Source organism: Flavobacterium sp. (assembly GCF_039916025.1).
Taxonomy (GTDB): domain Bacteria; phylum Bacteroidota; class Bacteroidia; order Flavobacteriales; family Flavobacteriaceae; genus Flavobacterium.
Genome location: NZ_JBDSMB010000051.1, coordinates 1 through 2,962, shown reverse-complemented (window position 1 = coordinate 2,962; position 2,962 = coordinate 1). Strand labels below are relative to the sequence as shown.

Genomic DNA, 2,962 nt, shown 5'->3' with positions numbered 1-2,962 from the left:
AAGTTGGGCAATGGTTAGTTTGCCAAAAATAGAAAAAAAAACTTCCCAATTTTCATTGAGAAGTTTTATTAACTTATTCTTTGGAAACGCTTCCGCCGGAACTTTCTTCTTTGACAACAGTTTTGGGAGAACTGCCATAATCGATTGAGCTTCCGCTGGATGCCTTGGCATTTAAACTCACTAATGGATGAACATCAGTTGAACTGCCACTTGTTGATTCAGAAACGACATCGTTAACCAATAAACCGTTAGCATCAATTTCACTTCCGCTGGAAGAATGAGTATTTAGTTTTAGTGCTTTTCCTTTTACAGCCAAAGTACTTCCGCTAGTACTTTCGCATCTTACATTATCAAATTCTATGTTTAAATCTGCTTCGCTACCGCTGCTGGTTTTTACATCAATATCGGTTCCTTTAAAGGTGTTATTTGTTGTAACAGATGAGCCACTCGTAGTTTCAATTGAAGTTAATGAAGGCAATTTAACACGAATGTTTTTTGCTGTAGCATCATCAATATTTTCATCCGAAGTGATAAAAAGGGTTCCGTTTTCTACCTTAGTTGTAATATGTTCCTGTAGGTTTTCATCGGCTTCTACTTCTACTAAATAAGTATCAGCTTGTTCTAGTGTTACATTTAAACCGCGACTTACGTCTATTTTTGTAAAGTTTCCTTCAACGTTACGTTTTTCAGTTGTTACGTTTCCGTTACCATCAATGCCATCACCGATATGAATATCTCTTATATGACATGAACTAAACAATGCTGCTGCTATTGTTGCGGCTATTATTTTGGTGCAAAATACTACGAACTTTACCATGATTAGTTAGTTTTGATTATTACTCCGTTTTCACCAATTTTTAGTGAACTTTTTTTACCTTTTTCAGCGTTATCTTTTACTGTTGTAGTTTCCATAACTGTTTGACCATTTACTTTTACAGTTACTGTTTTACTGCTGTCTGTTTCTGTAGTAACGTTAATATTTTCGGTATTTGTGTCGTCTGCATCGTTATATTCATTTTCATCCGCTGGACAATTCAAGCATTTTACTTGAGAAACTCCCACCTTATAGATATAATCACTTGAGCTAAAGTGCAAGTTGAAAAAGTCGTTACTGGTTCTGTCATAATCCTGAACAGTTTCGTCAGCTTTGAACAAGGTTCCTTTTGGCAAATACAAGAACAATTCTACTTTTTGTCCTCTAAATTTATTGGCAACGTCTGTCAATAGATAATTGTCTAAAATTAATTGATTTCCTTCAATTTTATAACCATATCTAATTTTTTCTGCACGAATTCTTGCTTCATTAGCTGATTTCCCAACGGCTAATCTTTCTATTTGAATGTAAGGTAATGCTTCTTCAGTTTTTAAAATTTCAATAGTAACATTATTTGAATAGATTGTTTCGTTGTTTTTTTCATCTTGCGTCAATCTGAAATCTGTGTTATGGCGATTATCTTTTGAATAAAAATCATTGTTTTTAAATTTGATGAGCAATGTGTCTGTTAACGCTATATTAATAGTTTCTTTTTTGACATCTTTTCCGTCAAAAGCTATTTGTGTGGCTTCGTTTATTCCTAATGAAATTAAGATTCCAACAGCGATTACCCAAATACCCAATAAGCTGAATTTAACTATGTTTCCAATCGATTTTAAATTGGTCACCAATAATTTCAATCCAAGTATTAAGAAGAAAAACATTGGTATTCCGGCTGCTAAAAGGAATAAAACTCCCTGAGCCCAAATTGGTGTTTCTAAACCAATTGGTGTACTGATATGATTCAGGATATAATTATCCGGCATTGATGAAGAAAAAATCATAAAGATGGAAGCAAAACAGATTCCCAATAATGCAAAAGAAGAGAAAACGACTATTATTGCCCCTAATATTTTTGCAAATACTTTGAAAACGTTGATGAAAAGCTCACCAACTCCATCAGCTACTTTTGTAGCACCAGTTCTGACTTCGTTTCCCATTTTATCATAATCGGCACTTTTAAACTTGTTAGCTACGCTGTCAAATTCTTCTCTAACTTTCTTTTCGATGTTAGAAATAGTAACCGGTTCACCAGTCATTTCTAATTTTTCAGAAGTTGTAACTGCTTTTGGCATCGCAATCCAAAGGACGATGTAAGCAACAAATCCAGTTCCGAATCCGAAGAATAATATCAGGAATAAGATTTTTAACCAAACGGCGTCAATTCCGAAATAGTGTCCTAAACCTGTACAAACACCGGCAATAGTTCCTCTGTCTTTATCTCGGTACAATTTTTTAGATCTAGAGTTTGGATAAAATGGCTCAGCTGTATTATTGTCTGAATCGTCGTCAATGCGATAGTCTTCAGGTTGTCCCATGATTACTATTACTTCGTCAACATCTTTGTTATTGATGACATGTTTGTCGCTTTTTTGTTTTTCTGTAAGCAATTCAGCCACACGCATTTCAATGTCTTTCATGATTTCATCCTGACCAGATGAATTAGAAAGGGATCTTTTTATTGCCTCAAAATAACGAGTCAATTTTTGGAATGCATCTTCATCTATGTGAAAAATTAAACCACCTATATTAATATTTACTGTTTTGTTCATGATTTCTTTGATTTGTTAGTTGTGATGATGTTTACAGCGTCAGACAGTTCTGTCCAAGTACCATTTAATTCAGTTAAAAATGTTTTTCCTATTTCTGTCAAACCATAATATTTTCGTGGTGGTCCAGAAGTTGATTCTTCCCAACGGTAGTTGAGCAAACCGTCATTTTTTAGTCTTGTCAATAGCGGGTAAACTGTTCCCTCTACCACAAGCAATTTAGCGTTTTTCAAAGTGTCTAATATTTCAGAAGTATATGCTTCTTTGTCTTTTAAAACTGACAAGATACAAAATTCTAAAACACCTTTACGCATCTGGGCTTTTGTGTTTTCAATATTCATAATACATGATTTAATTTTTTTTGATTAATACTGATTCG

General features: G+C 33.9%; 3 protein-coding genes. All 3 read right to left on the bottom strand.

Features of this window, described 5'->3' with window-relative positions; all coding sequences use genetic code 11:
* Window positions 1-73: 73 nt before the first annotated feature.
* From ABIQ27_RS02985 to ABIQ27_RS02975, 3 genes are read right to left on the bottom strand one after another with little or no spacing between them, the layout of a single operon-like run.
* The gene (locus ABIQ27_RS02985; RefSeq protein WP_348031925.1) at window positions 74-817 is read right to left on the bottom strand and encodes a head GIN domain-containing protein; all 744 of its coding nucleotides are present in this window, start codon (window positions 815-817) and stop codon (window positions 74-76) included.
* 2 nt (window positions 818-819) lie between these two features.
* Window positions 820-2,586 (bottom strand): PspC domain-containing protein, encoded by a 1,767-nt coding sequence (locus ABIQ27_RS02980; protein WP_348031922.1) that lies wholly within the window; start codon window positions 2,584-2,586, stop codon window positions 820-822.
* Window positions 2,583-2,924, bottom strand: a complete 342-nt coding sequence (locus ABIQ27_RS02975; RefSeq protein ID WP_348031920.1) for a PadR family transcriptional regulator — start codon at window positions 2,922-2,924, stop codon at window positions 2,583-2,585. Before ABIQ27_RS02975 ends, ABIQ27_RS02980 begins: the two co-directional genes overlap by 4 nt.
* Between the last annotated feature and the right edge of the window lie 38 nt (window positions 2,925-2,962).